Origin of the sequence: Desulfosporosinus youngiae DSM 17734 (genome assembly GCF_000244895.1) — a bacterium.
Taxonomy (GTDB): Bacteria; Bacillota; Desulfitobacteriia; order Desulfitobacteriales; family Desulfitobacteriaceae; genus Desulfosporosinus; species Desulfosporosinus youngiae.
On the sequence record NZ_CM001441.1, the window covers coordinates 3,996,198 to 4,012,622 of the forward strand.

Consider the following 16,425-nt stretch of genomic DNA (forward strand, 5'->3'; position numbering starts at 1 on the left):
TGGGGTCGTTTAGGTCGGGCATCTTCGCCACATCCGTGCAAGATTAGTTAATTCGTGCGAAGACAGTGTCTGCGAGAAGGGTAATCCGTGCGAAGACAGTGTCTTCGTGTACCGCAGCATTCCGAGGCTCGCCCACTCGCCGGTGCGGGACTACCTTCAGCGGATAAGTCTTCTTTGGGGATAGCCGCTTCGGCGAAAATGTCCACCGGACATTTTCGTGCCAAACCTCCGGGTAGTACCTTGTAAGATGTGAACCCGTGGCGACCTTTCCCCGCACCGTCTTGTGGGCTTTTACCGCCTCTCCATGCAATGGGTTCGCTTCTGTGGCGAAGCTGCCCTGCTTGCGGGTCTGGGGATTCTTCTGCATGTCTTTAGGGTATTTTTTCGGGGTAGCCCTCCATGCCGCTGGCGCGGCACCATCAGAGGATGAAAAAATAGTATTGGGCAAGATAACTTCACTGCGTTCAGTATGACATAGAGCAGTGTCATCCTGAGCATGGCGAAGGATCTGTTTTCAGGGCAGCAGACTGCACTAAACTATGGTATGCTCAGTCCTGGCAATGATCTCCTCCTGCAAAGCCTCACTTAGGTCGCAGAAATAGTCGCTATACCCTGCCACCCGCACGATCAGGTCTCGATACTTTTCCGGTTCAGCCTGAGCAGCCCGCAAGGTTTTAGCACTAACCACGTTAAATTGAATATGGTGCCCTCCCAATTTAAAATAGGAGCGGACCAATTGCGCTAATTTACCAAGCCCATCTTCTCCTTCGAGGACCTGAGGGGTGAATTTCAGATTTAAGAGAGTCCCTCCAGTCCGGGCATGATCCAATTTGGCAGCGGATTTAATAACCGCCGTCGGGCCTCGAAGGTCCATACCCTGAACAGGAGAAATCCCTTCAGAAAGCGGTTCCCAAGCCCTCCGTCCCTCTGCTGTCGCACCGATAACCGAACCAAAATAGACATGGCAGGTGGTAGGCAGCATATTGATTCTATAAACACCGCCCTTGGTATTGGGTCTGCCATTGACTTCATTATAATAGGCATTAAAAATATCTACCATAACTTCGTCAGCATAGTCATCATCATTTCCAAAGTGGGGGGTCTTGTTCATCAGAAGCTGCCGCAGGGATTCATGTGCCGAGAAATTATCGTCCAAGGCCCTAAGTAGTTGATCTAAGGTAAGATTCTTGTTGTCGTACACATGATATTTTATGCCTGACAACATATCGGTCAGACTTCCCAGACCAACCCCCTGGACATAATTAGTGTTATAGCGGGCACCGCCGTCATTATAATCCTTGCCCTTAGCAATACAATCGTCAATCAGCAGAGAAAGAAACGGTGAAGGCATATACGTGGCATATAGCCGCTCAATAATATTGCTCCCTTTGACCTTGATATCCATAAAGTAGTGGAGTTGCTGCTTAAAGGCTGTGAAAAGAGCATCGTATGACTCAAAACTCCGTGGATCTCCGGTTTCTAAGCCCAACTGCTGACCTGTCCTGGGATCAAACCCATTGTGCAAGACTAGTTCCAAGATCTTCGGCAGGTTAAAATACCCGGTCAAAATATAACTTTCCTTACCAAAGGCTCCCGTTTCCACACACCCGCTTGTCCCGCCCTGCCGGGCGTCCTCAATTGATTTACCTTGGCGCAGCAGTTCCTCGACGACGGTATCCGCATTGAAAACTGAGGGTTGCCCCCAGCCTTTACGGATAATCCTGGCCGCACGCTTTAAAAAACGATCCGGGTTTTTCTTGCTTAATTGGATGTTGGAGCTGGGCTGCAAGAGCCGCATTTCATCAATCACATCTAAAACTAAGTAAGTGACCTCATTAACACCATCTGAACCATCCGCTTTCAGCCCGCCGCTATTTATGTTAGCAAAATCCGTATAGGTCCCGCTTTCCTCTGCAGTTACCCCTACTTTGGGCGGTGCAGGCTGATTATTGAATTTTATCCAAAAACACTGCAGGAGCTCTTTAGCCTCTTCCTCAGTCAGGGTTCCCTCTGCCAGGCCCTTCTTATAGAAGGGATTCAGATGCTGATCCAGTCGTCCCGGATTAAAGGCGTCCCAAGTATTCAATTCCGTTATAACCCCTAAATGCACAAACCAGTACCCTTGCAGTGCTTCCCGGAAATTCCGCGGAGCATGGGCCGGAACATGTGAACAAACCTCGGCAATCCTCTCCAATTCAGCTTTACGCAGGGCATCCGTCTCCAACAGAGCCAATTCTCCGGCCTTTTCAGCGTGCCGTTCAGCAAAACGGATGATGGCTTCTGCACAGATCCGCATAGCTTTCAGTTCTTCCTGCTTGTAGTAGGCTTCCACATCATTCAAGTAATCCAGTTTTGCCAAATGCTGATCAATGTCGGCAATGAAATCCAGAAAACCCCGACGATAGATTTTATCATCAAGTACGGTATGCCCAGGAGCTCTCTGCTCCATGAACTCTGTAAAAATGCCGGCATCATAGGCCCGTTTCCATTCCTCAGACATCTCCGCAAACATCAGATCCCGCATAGAGTTGCCCTGCCAGCAAGGAATGATCCGCTCTTCGTAAGCCTGGCGAACTTCCGGGCTGACTTTAAAGGAGACTTTTTGACGTGAATCCAGAATGTCCAAATCCTCTAAACTATGACAGCAAAGCTCAGGGTAGGTATAAGTAGCTTTAGGCCCAGGTCCTCGTTCTCCGACAATTAACTCGCCTTCATTAATACAAATATCCTTGTGTTCCAGTATATATTTAAAAGCTAGGGCCCGCTGAAGCGGAACGGATGTCTTCCCGGCCGAACGATAAAATTCCGTGATCAACTCTGCTCTTTCAGCAGAGATATATGCCTCAGCTTCTAGGCTTTGTTGCCTGAGCATAGCCACTCTTTCATTCATTTTAAGCTCTCCTCATCTTGTAAGCGTTCTAACTACCTTATTCCTATGTTTTCTTATACTTGTCAAGATAGGTACCTCTCCTTGTAACATTAAAGAGCTATCCTAAAAACTTAAAGACCTCAAAGCCAGGCAGCTTCTCCCACAGGAGTGAACTCATCGCATGGAGAGGCGGTAAAAGCCCACAAACCGGTGCGGGGAAACGAAGCCACGGGTTCACATCAGGTATTACCCGGAGGTTTGGCGGAGTCCCGCGCCGGTGAGTGGGCGAGCCTCGGAGTGCTGAGTGAACGGATGTGGGAGAAACTGCCCGACCCAAGGAACCTATTTTTAGCCTCTGATGGTGCTACGTAACAGCATGAGAGTCTATCCCCCGATTTTTACCTTAAAGCCAAATTGCTCCAACTCTCCGGCAATTTCCTTCATTCGTTCATCGTCCGGAGGCTGTATATCCGGCAAGCAGTACTCAAGACCAAGCCGCCGGTACTTATCTGCCCCTGCCCGGTGGTAAGGCAAGCAATGAAGTTCAGTCACCCCTTTTAACTCCGCCGTAAATTCTCCTAATCGCTGAAGATTCTCCTCATCGTCATTGATCCCGGGAATAATCGCTAGGCGGACAATGACATGGGGATGGTTCTCGGCCAACCAACGCAGGTTGGTTAGAATAAGTTCATTAGGAACCCCAGTTACATCCTGGTGCTTCTTACTATCCATAAGTTTCAAATCATAGAGAAAAAGATCCACGAATTCGCTGATTGTTTTCAAAGTGTCCAATTTGACAAAACCACAAGTTTCGACCGCTGTGTGGATTTCCTTTTTCCGGCACTGTTTGAGCACTTCTAAGAGAAAGTCTGGCTGCATCAAGGCTTCCCCGCCGGAAAATGTGGCTCCTCCGCCTGATTCATCATAGAAAATCAAATCTTTCTCAATTTCTGCCATGACTTCATCCACGGACATTGACTTAGCAACAAGTTCCCTTACACCGGAGCAGCAAGTCTTGCAGCATTCCCCGCAGGCTTGGCATTGATCCCTTTGGTAAACCAGTTTCTCTTCAGAAAAAATCACTGCTCCGCTCGGGCAAACCTCAAGACACCGCCCGCAGCCGATACACTTATCCGGTCGATACATTAATTCCTGAGCAAATTCCTGACCTTCAGGGTTGTGACACCACTGGCACTTGAGAGGACAGCCCTTGAAAAAGACGGTCGTACGAATACCAGGTCCATCGTGAATAGAATACTTCATAATGTTAAAGATCCTGCCAGTCAGCAAATTCTCACCACCCTAATTATCCGAACTGATTGTTTAATAAAGGGAAGGAACGTTCCCCCTTTATATCACCTAATCAATATACTTCCATGTTATCCGTTATACAAATTGGATATCATCATTTAATTCACCACGGACCTCTTTAGTTCCTTCAATTTTATGGTCAACTATAGAGTATACAGAGTTCTTCTAAAATGTCTTTATAGCAGCATCATCAAGAAGGGTCTGTAACAGTTTTGTTACAGACCCTTTATCGCCATCAATTCACTTATTTCTCTGCCATGTAAGGATAAGCGACTTCTGTACGAGGAACAAAGGTTTCTTTAATTGTACGCTGACTCATCCAGCGATATAAGTTGATTGCACTGCCGGCTTTATCATTGGTTCCTGATCCGCGGCTGCCGCCGAATGGTTGTTGACCGACAACCGCACCGGTAGGCTTGTCGTTGATATAAAAATTACCGGCTGCATGGTCCAAAGCCTTTGATAACTTGATAATGGCCGCTCTGTCTTGGGCAAATACAGAACCTGTCAATCCATAAGCAGTTGCTGTATCACACTCTCTTAATGCTTCATCCAATTTGTCATTTTCATAGACATAGATGGTTATAACCGGCCCGAAAATCTCTTCCACCATTGTCTTGAAGGTAGGTGTCTTGGCTAAGATTACCGTAGGTTCTACAAAGTATCCGACACTGTCATCACATCTTCCGCCGATGATGATCTCCGCATCACCGGATTCCCGGGTATAATCCAGATAACTTTGAATGTTTTGGTAAGATTTGTGATCAATAACAGCGTTCACGAGGTTAGAGAAATCACAAACATTACCCATTTTGATCTTGCCGATCTCTTCTTCAAGGCGTTTTTTCAGATCCCCCCAAAGACTTTTCGGAATGTAAGCGCGGGAAGCCGCCGAGCACTTTTGCCCTTGGTATTCGAAAGCACCCAAAATGATCGAACAAGTAAGTGCTTCAACATCTGCCGATTCATGAGCAAAGATAAAATCTTTGCCGCCCGTTTCACCAACGAGACGTGGATAGGTAACATACTTATCAATATTTTCGCCGACTTGCTTCCAGATGCTGTTAAATACGCTGGTCGAGCCTGTGAAGTGGAAGCCTGCCAATTTAGGATGATTTATAACAATTTTGCCGAAATCAACACCCCGGCAAGGCACAAAGTTAATAACACCGGCAGGTAAACCGGCCTCGATAAGAATTTGCATGACATAGTAATTGGAAAGTACTGCTGTTGATGATGGTTTCCATAAAACCGTGTTGCCGGCCATAGCGGGAGCTGTGGCAAGATTACCGCCAATCGCAGTGAAATTGAACGGGGTGATCGCTGCAACAAAACCATCCAGGGCACGATATTCTACCCGGTTCCAAACACCATTTGAGTTGTTGGGTTGTTGTTTATAGATCTCCTGCACATAGTAAGAATTAAACCGGAGGAAATCCGCTAGTTCACAGATAACATCGATTTCTGCCTGAAAGGCATTCTTGCTTTGTCCGAGCATACAAGACGCGGACATTTTTGCCCGGTATTTTCCGGTCAATAAATCGGCTGCTTTTAAAAAGATAGTCGCCCTATGCTCCCAAGGCATGTTTTCCCATTCAGCTTTTGCTGCTTCAGCCGCTTCGATAGCCATAAGCAGCTCTTGCTCGCCGGCCACATAGTATTCGCCAAGTACCGTTTGATGGTCATGGGGGCAGATCATTTTTTCTTTATTTCCGGTACGGATTTCTTTACCGCCAATAATAATAGGAACTTCAACCGGGTTAACTAATTGTCTCTCAAGTTCTGCTTTTAAGGCAATCCTTTCCGGAGATCCCGGCAGATAACCTTTGATCGGTTCGTTTTCCGGAAGCTTAAGTTGAAAATAGGCATTGTTCATGTTTAACATTCCTCCTAATTATTATTGGTTTTTCAAGTTACTATTACATTGACTATCTTAATCCGTTCGTCTGACTCAAGCTGAACTTTGATATTATACCACTGCAGATTCCAGGTCCAATTCTCCCCCTAGGAAACGGGCCAGACCAAATCGTTCAATGGGCATAAAACACTCCTGACCGAGAATCTTTTGAGTTAAAAGGACGGCCGTCTGGGGACCAACCATGAACCCATGGCCGCTGAAGCCGGCAGCCACCCACATTCCTTTAGCGCCCGGAACTTCATCCAAAATCGGATTGGCATCCGGACTCATATCATAAAGACCCGACCACTGGCGGACAACACGGAGGTTCTTCAGAAGAGGTAAGACTGTGGTCGCTTGACGAGCAACATCCTCTAAGAACTCCCAGCTGGAATTAATATTAAAGTCCTTAGGTTCATTGGGATCACCCACACCCATAATAAAGCTGCCATGAGGAGTCTGCTGACAGTATAAACGATAATGGAGGGAAATGACCATCGGCCCCTGGCAGGGGTCTACTGGTTCAGTTACCAATGCCTGGTGTCTCTGGGGATAGAGGGGCAGTTCAAAGCCCGCCATCTTGCAAATCGTGCCTGCTGCATAACCGCAGGCATTAATCACAGTTGAAGTGGCAATATCTCCCCTAGTGGTCTGAACACCTGTAACAGTCCCTTTTTCCAGGGTGATTCCGGTTACGGAGGTATAAGTCTCGAATTTTACCCCCAAGCGAAGGGCGGCTTTGTAATAGGCATCGACCACATGAAAGGGATTGGCATGCCCGTCCGATTGACAGAACGTGGCCCCGATCAATCCATTGAGATTCAAATGAGGCACAATTTCCCGGGCTTCTTGAGGGGTAATCATTTTCGTAGGAATTCCAAGGCTATGCTGCACAGCAACATTCTTTTTATACTGATCCCATTCCTTTTCAGTATAAGAAACCATCAAATAGCCGCCTTGCTTGAATTCGATGTCCCGATCATAGTCAAGTTCTTCATTCATACCCTCAAAGCGTTTAACGCTGTCCCGGGCCAGAATAGCGTTGGTCTCGGTTCCCCACTGTTGGCGGACACCGGCACCGCAGCGGCCTGTTGCTCCGGAAGAAAGGTACTGTTTTTCTATAACAACTATATCTTTTACCCCTCGGACAGCCATTTCATAAGCCACAGCGCAGCCTGTAATCCCGCCGCCGATAATCACTGCATTAGCTGTTTTTTGCAATTGATTCACCCCCCGCAAGCGTTCCTAATTTGACCGGCTTCACAATCGGCCGAAAGGTAGGCAGCAAAACCTCTCCCACCGGAATTTTGTAATATTTGGCGAGTTCCTGGGCGATCAGCATCCGGCAGGTTCGTCCCTGGCAAGGGCCCATTCCCGCACGAATAACACGTTTGATTTCATCGATGGTACGATATCCTTGCTTAATCAGTGCTTGAATTTCGTCTAAGGTGATGTCCTCACACCGGCAGACGATGGTCTCCTTAGCTTGCATGTCTAACCCCTCCCAAACGAATGCTGCGCACGTCCATAGCAAGTTCTTTTGGCACAACCAACCAAACCGTATAGGTCTTATTTTTTTGACCGCCGGACTGAACTTTGCTCACTTCAAACATACCGAGCTCTTCTCCGGCCCTATTCAAACCAACGACCTTTTCGCCGGCTTGAGGGACCGGATAATATTCAAAAGGAATTCTGACAATGGCTTCCGTGTCACTGTAAGAAGCATCGATAATGAAAATGGCTAACCCCGGACAGCGGCTAAGGCAAACACCGCAGCCGTTGCATTTATCAAATTCCAGTTTCGGAAGATCATTAATATCTTTCATCGCCTGAATTGCCCCTTGTTTACAAGCTTCTGTGCAGGGATTGCAGGGAATCTTCTGAAAGCACTCAATAACGGCTACAGGACCTTTCTTCAGTCTTTCCTCGGAAGGAGCAACGGTTTTTATATCCTCAGCTGTCGGAATCCCAGTTTTGCTTAGCATGCCGCTTCCTCCTTATCCATCAGTTTCTTAATTCCCTGCACCGTCTTTTGACCGGCAGGGCCGGAACGAAGTTCGCTTAACTCAGCCAAAGCTTCAGCTTGAAGTTTCGCTGCAGCCTCATTTCCATACCCTAAACTATAGGCAGCGCTGATACCGGCCAACCGGCCTTCAACCATGGCTGAACTGGCTTCCTCAACTCCACTTACATCCCCGGCGACATAAAGGCCTGGGCGTGTGGTTTCCAACGATTCGCTTCTAAGAGGGACATGTCCGGAAAGCTCAGGCACGTATTTCATCTGGCACTCCGCCTGAAAGCAAAGTTCAGTTAAGGGACTCAGGCCAACGGCCAGACAAATTACATCCACTTTAAGATCTTGTTCAGTCCCTGGAATTGGCTGCCACTGCTCATCAAGCCGGCAGATAATGGCCCCTTCAACACTTTCCTGCCCATAAGCTTCCCTAATAGTATGTGAGGTTAAAATAGGTACCCCCGCGCGGCGAATCTTCGAAGCATGCACAAGATAACCGCCAATGGCCGGGGCTGCTTCAATAATGGCCGCTACCTCTACTCCCGCCTGCATCAATTGATAGGAAACAATCAGGCCGATATTCCCCGCGCCGATCATCAGGACGCGTTGGCCAGGGACAATCCCATGGACATTCATCAATGTCTGTACAGCCCCAGCCCCATAAATACCAGGCATATCATTGTTAGGAAAGGCAATCATTTTCTCAGAAGCACCAGTGGCTACAATTGTTTTTTGAGGTTTTATTTTAAGATGCTTGCCTTGCCCTTCAGCAGTTACGACTCCGTCTTCATAAATCCCCAGAGCCGTGGTGTCAGTCCAAACTTCAACCTTGGGATTATTTTGGCATCGATCAATCAGCAGATTACCGATCTGGTAACCACGGTCCCCGGCATATTGCTTTTTAGAACCAAAGAATTTATGAGTTTGCTTGACTAATTGGCCGCCCGGTTTCCCGTCCCTTTCTAAGACAAGGACACTGGCACCCAAGTCAGCCGCTGCAGCGGCAGCACTAAGACCAGCCGGCCCGCCGCCAATGATGAGAATTTCTATCTCTTTCACCTCAGGCACCCCTTTCCTTGTTGAATTTCTACGTTCATGCCGGACTTAAGCTTTTCTACACAAATTCTGACATTAGGTTCTCCGTTGACAATCATTAGACAAGAAGAACAGTTTCCGATCGCACAAAAAAGACCTCTGGGCCGGTGCATTGTTGGGCTGTGGCCCAAAACTCTAACCCCGGCGGCATGAAGTGCCGCCGCAATAGTCTCCCCCTCAAAACCTTTAAGCTCCTGCCCTTCGAAGAAAAAAGAGACTTCTTCTCCACGCTGAAACTCTAAAATCGGATGCTCAGTGATACGCATTAAACTCACTCCCCTAGTTATGAAAATCTTAATAGGTCAATGGAACTCTCTGAGAGTTAATACATGCAATTCTTGTGCCACTATTTCAGGGTGTAAGGGGGGAGGGGGCTGCTGAACAACTTGTCAGCAGCCCCCTCCCCCTTACACGCCAAAAAAAGAGAACTTCCTCCAAAATCTCAAGTGTTAAGTAATTATTAACACTGCAGATTCGAAAGAAGAATTCCCTCCGGAACGAAGAATCAGCTTCTTTAGCTTGATTAAAGGTTAAACAATAAACCTATTCTCCGAGATAAGACTTACGGATATTCTCATTTTGTGCTAAATCCTGAGCCTGACCGTCCAGGACAATTTCGCCGGTCTCAAGAACATAGGCCCGGTTCGAAATTTCCAAGGCCAAGTGAGCATTTTGCTCAACCAAAAGAATCGTGGTTCCCGCAACATTAATATCTTCAATGATGTGGAAGATTTCTTCCACAAGCATTGGGGCCAAACCCATACTTGGTTCATCAAGGAGCAGCAGGTCAGGCCTGGCCATCAAGGCCCTGCCCATAGCAAGCATTTGCTGTTCTCCGCCGGATAAGGTGCCGGCCATCTGCTTAATTCTCTCCTTTAACCTGGGAAAGTGATGATATACCCGATCGAAGTCGGTCTGATCCGGCTTCCCTTTACGACTATGAGCACCCATCAGAAGGTTCTCATAAACGGACATATCAGGAAACACACGACGACCTTCCGGTACATGAGACAAGCCCATCTCCACGATTTTATGGGGGGAGACACTTTGAATTTCCTTATCTTTAAACCTTATCTTCCCTTCTTTATTGGATGGTTTCAGAAGTCCTGAGATTGTGCGAAGGGTTGTACTCTTCCCAGCTCCATTGGCTCCGATTAAGGCGACGATCTCCCCTTTTTTCACTTCCAGAGCTATGCTGTGCAAGGCTTTAATTGAGCCGTAACTCACTTCGAGCTTTTCTAACTTTAACATGTTCTGGCCCTCCCTAGCGCCGAATTCTGCTTTTGAATTTACCGGAGCCCAGGTATGCTTCGATAACCGCTTTATTACTGCGAACTTCTGAGGGGGTCCCTTCAGCTATCTTTTTGCCGTAATCCAGCACAGCAATTCTCTCAGAAATACCCATGACTAGCTTCATATCATGTTCTACCAGAAAAACAGTAATACCCGTATCCCGAATTCTGCGAATCATTTCCATTAAGACGACCTTTTCCTGAGGATTCATCCCGGCCGCAGGCTCATCTAACAGAAGTAATTTTGGCTTGGATACTAAGGCTCTCGCTATCTCTAAACGTCTCTGTTCTCCATAGGATAGATTCTTCGCTATTTCATCCTGTTTCGAAGCTAAATCGAGGAAACCCAAGGCTTCAAGGGATTTCTCTTCGATTTCTGCCTCTTCACGTTTCATGCTTGGCAAGCGGGTAAAGGAGTGCACTAAGCCCGCTTTTCCCCGGCAGTGGGCCCCAATCTTTACATTATCCAAGACAGATAGCTCAGTAAATAGGCGAATGGCCTGGAAGGTCCTGGTAATACCCATGTCAGCGATTTTGTGAGTAGGGATGCCGACTAATGGTTTGCCATCCAACGATATCCTACCCTCAGTGGGATTATAAATACTCGTGATCAGATTAAACACTGTGCTTTTACCCGCACCATTAGGACCGATCAAGGCCAGAATTTCGCCCTGCTGTACTTCTAAGTTCACGCTGTCAACAGCAGTCAGACCGCCAAAGCGGATGGTTACGTTGTCCAAAGTTAATAAACTCATCCTTATTCCCCCCGTCCGGCCTGTTTTTTCTTAGGCAGCATAAAGGCACGGCGAACGGCCCGCCTTAGGTTTACTCCGCCCAATAACCCATAGGGACGGAAGATCATGATCACGACCAACAATAACCCGTAAACGATCATCCTATAGTTTGAGAGCGGCCTTAAAATTTCCGGAGCAGAGGTAAGAACGATCGCGCCGATAATCGTTCCGGGGATACTTCCCAAACCTCCCAGAACAACAATACTCAAAATATCGACGGACTTGAGAAACCCAAAATCAGTTGGCTGAATAAACGTAGTGGTATGAGCAAAAAGTGCTCCCCCTACCCCCGCGCAAAAAGCGCCAATGGCAAAAGCCTGAATCTTATATAATGTAGTATTAATTCCTACTGCTGAGGAAGCGATTTCATCTTCCCGAATCGCAAGCATGGCCCGTCCATTCCGGGAGTTTTCCAGCCAAACCATAGCGCATATGGTAAACACCGCAATAGTTATAACAATAGGGAAAGTGGTCGATCCCTCAATCCCGAGGAAACCAATAGCCCCATTCGTAATCTTCATATTTGTGAATTGGACTCGTACAATTTCTGCAAACCCCAGCGTAGCAATAGCCAGATAATCTCCTGTCAGGCGCAGAGTCGGAAATCCGATAATAATTCCAAACAAACCCGCGACAAGACCGCCTATTAATACTCCCAGCAGAAAGGGCACGTGGTAATTCACGGTGGCAATTGCCGAAGCATAAGCTCCGATACTCATGAAAGCAGCATGTCCTAAAGAAAGCTGACCCGTTACCCCGGTAATCAGGTTTAATCCTAAAGCCATGATCATGTTTATCCCAATAAACAAACAAATCATTAGAATATAGGTCGGTATAATTTTAGAAATTATTTGTGAGCCGTAGGCTGTCAAGCCTAGCACACAAAGGAACAGCAGTGCCTGAACAATCCAATTGCTGAGTAATTTTTTCATAGCCATTCCCCTCCTTATACCTTCTTATTGGCTTTTCGCCCCATGATTCCCGATGGTTTGAACAGAAGCACCAATATAAGGATGGCAAAGGCGAAGGCGTCCTTGTACTGGGATAAATTCACAGTGATGCCCATTATTTCAGTTAAACCGATAACCAGTCCCCCGATCATAGCACCAGGTATACTGCCAATTCCTCCGAGGACTGCCGCCGCAAAAGCTTTTAGGCCTGCCAAAAGTCCCATGTAAGGCTGAACCGCATTAAAGTAAATACCCGCCAATACCCCGGCAGCTCCCGCTAAGCCTGACCCGATGGCAAAGGTTACAGATATAACCCGGTCAATATTAACCCCCATCAGACTTGCCGCATCCTTGTCCTGAGCACAGGCACGCATAGCCCTGCCCATCTTAGTGTATGATACAAAAAGGTGTAAGCCAAGCATCAAGAGACCGGCGACTCCAATGATTACAATCTGATAAATCGTAATCTGGAAATTTCCGATTTCAAAAATTCTATTTTCAAAAAGTACCGGAAACCCCCTGGTATTAGGGCCTTTAAGCCGAACCATTAAGGAAGAAAGGAAAATCGAAACCCCGATGGCACTAATCAGTGCCGAAAGCCGGGATGAACGGCGAAGCGGTTTATAAGCAATCCGCTCAATGACCACTCCCAGTATCATAGTTATAACCGTAGCACCTAGTAATGCTAAATAAATATTAACATAATTAGTCAATGCCAAAACCAGGCCGGCATATGCGCCAAACATAAAGATTTCGCCATAGGCGAAGTTGATCATGCCAATAATACCGTACACCATGGTGTAGCCTAAAGCAATAAGAGCATAAATGCTACCTAAAGCAAGCCCGTTAACAAGTTGCTGCATCAGATTGTTTAAAATCGGCAAATTTGGCGCCCTCCTTAAATAAAACCGATTAATAAGGTAAAAAATGTCGGAATTTACCTTAATGATTAGTAGCAGCACAGGTCCTAGGACCTTGTGCTGCTACATTTAATTAGTTTAAGAAACGAATCAAGTCTGGCTTATTTTATTTCTACTGGAACCTTCTTCAGCAAGGCAAACTTGCCGCCTTTTACTTCCAGCAAATACACCGGGCTCTTAATAGGCTCACGGTTTTCTTGGAAGGTGATAGATCCTGAAACTCCATCGTAATTATTGGTTTTGGCAAGAGTATCTTTAAATTTCTCCGGATCGGCACTATTGGCATCCTTAATTGCCTTGGCGATAAGCATCAAAGCATCATACCCTTGAGCAGAGAACAAATCCGGCTCTTCGTTGTTGTATTTTGCCTTGTATGCGTTAATGAATTTTTCGGTATTAGGGGTCGGTTGCTCAGGGGAGAAGCCTGCATAGGATATAGAGCCTTCCACAGCCTCTCCGCCGATTTTCATTAAGTCCTCTCCCTGAAGGCCATCTCCGCCAACCATGATAGCCTTGATCCCAACTTCACGAGCTTTCTTCATGATCAAAGCTCCCTCGGTATAATAGCCGGAAAAGACGATAACATCCGGATTAGCAGCCTTAATTTTGGTGATTTGTCCGCTGAAGTCGGTATCTTTATCTTGAATGAACTCTTCAATTACAATGTTTCCGCCATTATCAGTAATCGCACTGCTAAAGATTTTTGACAATGATACACTGTAATCATTGTTTTTAGAAGTGATTAAGGCCACATTTTTCCAGCCTTTCTCCTGAATAACATACTTCATAGTTGCAGGAGCAGCTATTGTATCCAACAAAGTATCCCTGAAAACATAAGGTCCAATTTCTACAACGTCCGTTCCAGTGGCACCGGCTGACATGATGACGGTCTTTTTACTGTTGGCGATCTGTCCGGCTACACGAGTAATACCTGTCGTAGGGTCACCGATCATGGCGACAACCTTGTCTTGGCTGATTAACTTATTAGTGATGTTAATCGCTTGATCCTTTTGTCCTGCGTTATCCTCTTCTACCAGCTTAACTTGGCGTCCAAGAAGTCCCTCTTTATTAATCTCCTCGACAGCCATGTTCAGACCCTTTAATGTGTTCAGACCATACATTGCGACATCACCCGTTTTAGCACCCAGAAAACCAATCTTGATAGGTTCTTTGCTGTCTGCCGCAGCCGGCTCTTTTTCCGCTGGCTTGCTCGCCCCACATCCGCTTACCATGATTAAAGCAGACAAGATCAGACTCATGGCAGCTAGGGCTTTACTCTTTTTACGAAACATTGTATTCCTCCTTATGATTTCAAATAGCCTGTTATGTATTATTTGACGGAATATTTAAAATTCCTGCATGATTATTAAAAGAATACAGTATTTTTATTCATAAATACATTCTTCAGAGATCTGTTCCGGATTTATCCAGCATTAAGTGTTTAAACACATTGAACACTTTTGTTTAATGTGTTTAAACAAAAGACTAGGCAACAGCTCATTTTTAGGTTACAGTAGTCTGAAAGGAGGGGGACCATGAAGCTTACCCTATCAGAGTTAATGGATCAGAACATTATTCTAGTAAAGCCTGGCCTAACTATACATGCCGCTTTAGAATTGGCAAATTCTGCCCACTTAATAATGATTCAAGACGAGATCCCCGTAGGAGTTCTTACTATGGAACAAGCCGCTCAGCTAAATCCAACGGATCAATCCCTCAGCGAAATCAATTGGTCTCCTGTATTAAAAGCCAATTCCACTACGGATGCCCTGACATTTTATCAGGATCAACCATATGAATTATATCCTGTTGTCATACTCAATGCCAGCGGAGACGTCCAAGGCATCATTACTCCAACCATTTTTATGCGCCGTTTGCTTAATTCCTGGCATAGTTTAAATACTTTTTTCAACACTCTGCTGGAAACAGTTAATGAAGCTGTTACTGTTGTAGCCAACGACGGAACCGTCAGTCACTGGAATTCTAAAGCTCAAGAAATGTATTCGATACCAAAACAGAGTATCGTCGGGAAACCTATCGCCGATTTTTTTGACCGAAGGGCCTTAGCAACCCTTCACATTTTAGATGAAGGGCCTCCGGTTCACCAGGCATACCACAGACCCCGCCCGGAAACACACGTCCAGATTAACGCCTCTCCGGTTATTTTCGAGGATAAAATAGTAGGCGCCATTTCTGCCGAACAAGACATTACCCAAGTCGTTCGGCTCAACGAAGAATTATCCCAGGCCAGTTCTCAATTACAGGACCTTAAACAAAAAACCAACTCTTCCGATGATCCTTTCAGCCGGATCATCGGAAAAAGCCGGCCGATACTTCGCACTGTATTTTTCGCCCGAAAAGTAGCAGGCAGTGAAGCTACAATCCTTATTACGGGAGAAAGCGGCGTCGGCAAAGAACTCTTTGCCCAAGCCATCCATAAGGATAGCCCAAGGACCAGCAAGCCTTTTATTGCCATCAACTGTGGTGCGATTCCTTCAGCCTTATTCGAAAGTGAATTATTCGGATATATCGGAGGTGCCTTTACCGGTGCTGAACGTAAAGGCAAGCCCGGAAAATTAGAGCTCGCCAACAGGGGAACCCTTTTCTTGGACGAGATTGGAGAATTGCCGCTCCAACTCCAAGTGAAATTGCTGCGGGTTTTGCAGGATAAATGCTTTTATCGAGTAGGCGGCACGGAACCACTCACTGTCGATACCCGAATTATTGCCGCAACCAATCGGGACTTAGGAAAGATGATTCAAACGGGTGAATTTCGCGAAGACCTTTACTATCGTTTAAATGTTATTGCCCTTGAGGTGCCGCCCCTCCGGGAACGAAGCGAAGATATTCCGGCTTTGGTACAGGCCTTTTTTCAGGAATTTGCCCAAAAGTATCAGAAGACAATCCCGTCTCTTGACCCTGAGATCATGCTTAATTTCTTAAACTATGACTGGCCGGGCAACATCCGGGAACTGCGCAATGTGATAGAACGGCTGGCCATTCTTTCCGAAGGGGAAACCCTTAATATTCAATACCTGCCCTCAAATCTTACACCTCTTAGTTCTCGTCTGCCCTCCGCGATTTACCCTGTCACAGCTCAGAACCTCCCAAGAGCTCTTACTCCCAGGGAAAATTCTGAGGAAATCAGGCAAATTAAACTCTCTTTGGAAAAAACCAACGGCAATAAGACAGCGGCAGCAAAACTTCTTGGTATTTCACGAGGTACTCTCTACTACAAGCTTAATCAGTATGGTTTAGCCTAAAGCTATACTACAAAGGATGA

At 46.4% G+C, this 16,425-nt stretch carries 16 protein-coding genes; 2 read left to right on the forward strand and 14 right to left on the reverse strand.

Annotated elements, in window-relative coordinates; all coding sequences use genetic code 11:
• Positions 1–43: 43 nt before the first annotated feature.
• Positions 44–448: a hypothetical protein gene (locus DESYODRAFT_RS28775; protein WP_169315902.1), complete on the reverse strand. Its 405-nt coding sequence runs from the start codon at positions 446–448 to the stop codon at positions 44–46.
• An 84-nt stretch (positions 449–532) separates the two neighbouring features.
• Entirely contained in the window at positions 533–2,890 is a 2,358-nt protein-coding gene (gene hypD, locus DESYODRAFT_RS18535) for a trans-4-hydroxy-L-proline dehydratase (protein WP_007785421.1), read from the reverse strand.
• Positions 2,891–3,037: 147 nt separating this feature from the next.
• On the opposite strand from hypD, the gene DESYODRAFT_RS27525 reads away from it, so the two are divergent.
• Positions 3,038–3,241 (forward strand): hypothetical protein, encoded by a 204-nt coding sequence (locus DESYODRAFT_RS27525; protein WP_083842190.1) that lies wholly within the window; start codon positions 3,038–3,040, stop codon positions 3,239–3,241.
• 12 nt (positions 3,242–3,253) lie between these two features.
• Here the strand turns inward: DESYODRAFT_RS27525 and DESYODRAFT_RS18540 are convergent, their stop codons facing one another.
• The 12 genes from DESYODRAFT_RS18540 to DESYODRAFT_RS18595 all read right to left on the reverse strand — a co-directional run bounded on the left by DESYODRAFT_RS18540 (position 3,254) and on the right by DESYODRAFT_RS18595 (position 14,434).
• Positions 3,254–4,132, reverse strand: a complete 879-nt coding sequence (locus DESYODRAFT_RS18540) for a glycyl-radical enzyme activating protein (protein ID WP_242833484.1) — start codon at positions 4,130–4,132, stop codon at positions 3,254–3,256.
• 292 nt (positions 4,133–4,424) lie between these two features.
• Positions 4,425–6,056, reverse strand: coding sequence for an L-glutamate gamma-semialdehyde dehydrogenase (gene pruA / locus DESYODRAFT_RS18545; RefSeq protein WP_007785424.1), 1,632 nt, complete (start codon positions 6,054–6,056; stop codon positions 4,425–4,427).
• 93 nt (positions 6,057–6,149) lie between these two features.
• On the reverse strand, positions 6,150–7,298 hold the full coding sequence (locus DESYODRAFT_RS18550) for an NAD(P)/FAD-dependent oxidoreductase (protein ID WP_007785426.1): 1,149 nt from the start codon (positions 7,296–7,298) through the stop codon (positions 6,150–6,152).
• Positions 7,282–7,569: a (2Fe-2S)-binding protein gene (locus tag DESYODRAFT_RS18555; RefSeq protein ID WP_007785427.1), complete on the reverse strand. Its 288-nt coding sequence runs from the start codon at positions 7,567–7,569 to the stop codon at positions 7,282–7,284. Before DESYODRAFT_RS18555 ends, DESYODRAFT_RS18550 begins: the two co-directional genes overlap by 17 nt.
• Positions 7,559–8,062 carry a 4Fe-4S dicluster domain-containing protein gene (locus tag DESYODRAFT_RS18560; RefSeq protein WP_007785429.1) on the reverse strand — a complete coding sequence of 168 codons (504 nt, stop codon included), beginning with the start codon at positions 8,060–8,062 and terminating at the stop codon, positions 7,559–7,561. The genes DESYODRAFT_RS18555 and DESYODRAFT_RS18560 overlap by 11 nt, the downstream gene beginning before the upstream one ends.
• Positions 8,056–9,150, reverse strand: coding sequence for an NAD(P)/FAD-dependent oxidoreductase (locus tag DESYODRAFT_RS18565; protein WP_042338837.1), 1,095 nt, complete (start codon positions 9,148–9,150; stop codon positions 8,056–8,058). Before DESYODRAFT_RS18565 ends, DESYODRAFT_RS18560 begins: the two co-directional genes overlap by 7 nt.
• Positions 9,147–9,452, reverse strand: coding sequence for a (2Fe-2S)-binding protein (locus tag DESYODRAFT_RS18570; protein WP_007785431.1), 306 nt, complete (start codon positions 9,450–9,452; stop codon positions 9,147–9,149). Before DESYODRAFT_RS18570 ends, DESYODRAFT_RS18565 begins: the two co-directional genes overlap by 4 nt.
• Positions 9,453–9,729: 277 nt before the next feature.
• A complete protein-coding gene (locus tag DESYODRAFT_RS18575) occupies positions 9,730–10,437 on the reverse strand; it encodes an ABC transporter ATP-binding protein (RefSeq protein WP_007785433.1) in 708 nt (235 codons plus the stop codon).
• A gap of 13 nt (positions 10,438–10,450) precedes the next feature.
• A complete protein-coding gene (locus tag DESYODRAFT_RS18580; protein WP_007785435.1) occupies positions 10,451–11,233 on the reverse strand; it encodes an ABC transporter ATP-binding protein in 783 nt (260 codons plus the stop codon).
• 2 nt (positions 11,234–11,235) lie between these two features.
• The gene (locus DESYODRAFT_RS18585) at positions 11,236–12,204 is read right to left on the reverse strand and encodes a branched-chain amino acid ABC transporter permease (RefSeq protein WP_007785437.1); all 969 of its coding nucleotides are present in this window, start codon (positions 12,202–12,204) and stop codon (positions 11,236–11,238) included.
• Positions 12,205–12,218: 14 nt separating this feature from the next.
• Positions 12,219–13,106 (reverse strand): branched-chain amino acid ABC transporter permease, encoded by an 888-nt coding sequence (locus DESYODRAFT_RS18590; protein WP_007785440.1) that lies wholly within the window; start codon positions 13,104–13,106, stop codon positions 12,219–12,221.
• A gap of 137 nt (positions 13,107–13,243) precedes the next feature.
• Positions 13,244–14,434: an ABC transporter substrate-binding protein gene (locus DESYODRAFT_RS18595; protein WP_007785442.1), complete on the reverse strand. Its 1,191-nt coding sequence runs from the start codon at positions 14,432–14,434 to the stop codon at positions 13,244–13,246.
• 243 nt (positions 14,435–14,677) lie between these two features.
• Here DESYODRAFT_RS18595 and DESYODRAFT_RS18600 point away from each other — a divergent pair, with 243 nt between their 5' ends.
• Positions 14,678–16,405 carry a sigma-54-dependent Fis family transcriptional regulator gene (locus tag DESYODRAFT_RS18600; protein WP_007785443.1) on the forward strand — a complete coding sequence of 576 codons (1,728 nt, stop codon included), beginning with the start codon at positions 14,678–14,680 and terminating at the stop codon, positions 16,403–16,405.
• Positions 16,406–16,425 lie beyond the last annotated feature (20 nt).

Excerpts from the sequence above, each read along its gene's own strand:
- DESYODRAFT_RS18570 (WP_007785431.1), bottom strand. The coding sequence starts at position 9,452 with ATGCGTATCACTGAGCATCCGATTTTAGAGTTTCAGCGTGGAGAAGAA.
- DESYODRAFT_RS18585 (WP_007785437.1), bottom strand. The coding sequence starts at position 12,204 with ATGAAAAAATTACTCAGCAATTGGATTGTTCAGGCACTGCTGTTCCTT.
- DESYODRAFT_RS18600 (WP_007785443.1), top strand. The coding sequence starts at position 14,678 with ATGAAGCTTACCCTATCAGAGTTAATGGATCAGAACATTATTCTAGTA.
- DESYODRAFT_RS18555 (WP_007785427.1), bottom strand. The coding sequence starts at position 7,569 with ATGCAAGCTAAGGAGACCATCGTCTGCCGGTGTGAGGACATCACCTTA.
- DESYODRAFT_RS18575 (WP_007785433.1), bottom strand. The coding sequence starts at position 10,437 with ATGTTAAAGTTAGAAAAGCTCGAAGTGAGTTACGGCTCAATTAAAGCC.
- DESYODRAFT_RS18580 (WP_007785435.1), bottom strand. The coding sequence starts at position 11,233 with ATGAGTTTATTAACTTTGGACAACGTAACCATCCGCTTTGGCGGTCTG.
- DESYODRAFT_RS18540 (WP_242833484.1), bottom strand. The coding sequence starts at position 4,132 with ATGAAGTATTCTATTCACGATGGACCTGGTATTCGTACGACCGTCTTT.
- DESYODRAFT_RS18560 (WP_007785429.1), bottom strand. The coding sequence starts at position 8,062 with ATGCTAAGCAAAACTGGGATTCCGACAGCTGAGGATATAAAAACCGTT.
- hypD (WP_007785421.1), bottom strand. The coding sequence starts at position 2,890 with ATGAATGAAAGAGTGGCTATGCTCAGGCAACAAAGCCTAGAAGCTGAG.
- pruA (WP_007785424.1), bottom strand. The coding sequence starts at position 6,056 with ATGAACAATGCCTATTTTCAACTTAAGCTTCCGGAAAACGAACCGATC.
- DESYODRAFT_RS18595 (WP_007785442.1), bottom strand. The coding sequence starts at position 14,434 with ATGTTTCGTAAAAAGAGTAAAGCCCTAGCTGCCATGAGTCTGATCTTG.